Source organism: Flavobacterium aquaticum, from assembly GCF_003259835.1.
GTDB lineage: Bacteria > Bacteroidota > Bacteroidia > Flavobacteriales > Flavobacteriaceae > Flavobacterium > Flavobacterium aquaticum.
The window spans coordinates 1-1353 of record NZ_QLMI01000027.1 but is presented as its reverse complement, the minus strand read 5'-3'; the positions used below and the strand labels follow the sequence as shown (position 1 = coordinate 1353).

Sequence of the window (1353 nt, the reverse complement as noted above, 5' to 3'; positions counted from 1 at the left end):
TAATCTAATGTTACTAAATCCTTAGCAGGATTAGGATACATCGTAAAAACATTTTCTTGTTGAAATTCATCAGTACTTAAGGTAGCACAAAGCCCCGTCATTTGGGTAGGAACATAAACTGGATTTCCAACAGTACCATTACCATATTGCCCCACTTGATTATCTCCCCAGGCCCAAACCGTACCATCGGATTTGGTAGCAATAGTAAATTGATCATTTCCAGCACCACCAGAAACCACATCAACCCAGTCGGTATCACTACCCACTTGAACAGGGGTAAATTGGTTCGTGGTGTTGCCTATTCCAAGCTGTCCAACATCATTAAGCCCCCAAGCCCATAATGTACCATCAGGTTTAATTCCAAAGGAAACTTTCCAACCAGCAAATACTTTAGACCAAGTACTTGTACCGACTTGAGTTGGTGTGTCTCTATAGTAAGATGAAGGGAAATTATCTCCAGTTTGTCCAAATTCCCCCCCCCCAAAAGACCACAAGGTACCATTGGTTTTTAAGGCTAAAATATGGGCAACTCCAACATGAATACTAGCCCAATCGGTATCTGCATTCAATTGAGTGGGAACACTTCGAGCCATAACAGTACTGTTACCTAATAAACCCGCAGTATTCAATCCCCATCCCCAAATAGTGCCATCATTTTTTAAAGCAAAGGCAGAGGCACCCATACTTGTTGATTCAATATCCATCCAATGATTCGCTGTACCAATTTGAATTGGAATAAGTTGGTTGGCACAACATGTATTATTCCCCATTTCATATTGATCGTTTTGTCCCCAACCCCAAATAGTACCATCGGTTTTCAATCCAATAGTCATTTGAGTTGAAGCGGATATCTTTTGCCAATTAGAGGCGGTACCGATTTGCTGTAAGGTGGGGTTTACCTGAGTTGTTAAACCATTCCCTAAAAGTCCAAATTCACTATTACCCATTCCCCAAAGCGTTCCATTAGTTTTGATAATAAATGTGTTGGCAACACCTGCAAATGTTTTATGCCAATCAGTAGACGTTCCTATTTGAAAAGGAGTTGGATTCATTAAATTTGTATTGCCTAATTGACCAAAGGAACTATATCCCCAACCCCACAAAGTTCCATCTGATTTTATAGAGACATTATGAAAACCAGAACTTCTCAAACTTAATTTATCAAAACATTGACCAAAACTTGTAATTGATATCCATAAAAAGAGTAAAGTAATTTTTTTAAACATAATTCGTTAGTTTAAAAAACAGGTACGCTAAAAGCGTACCTGTTTAGGGTTAATCTATTTAATAATTAACTTGTTTTGCCATAAGATAGTACCCGCTTGTTTAACCACTAGCATATACATACCTGCT

The 1353-nt window shown here is 38.4% G+C and carries 1 protein-coding gene; it reads right to left on the bottom strand.

Annotated elements, in window-relative coordinates; all coding sequences use genetic code 11:
* The coding region (locus B0I03_RS13145; RefSeq protein WP_394338080.1) for an RCC1 domain-containing protein at positions 1-1226 on the bottom strand (1226 nt) is incomplete at its 3' end.
* Positions 1227-1353 lie beyond the last annotated feature (127 nt).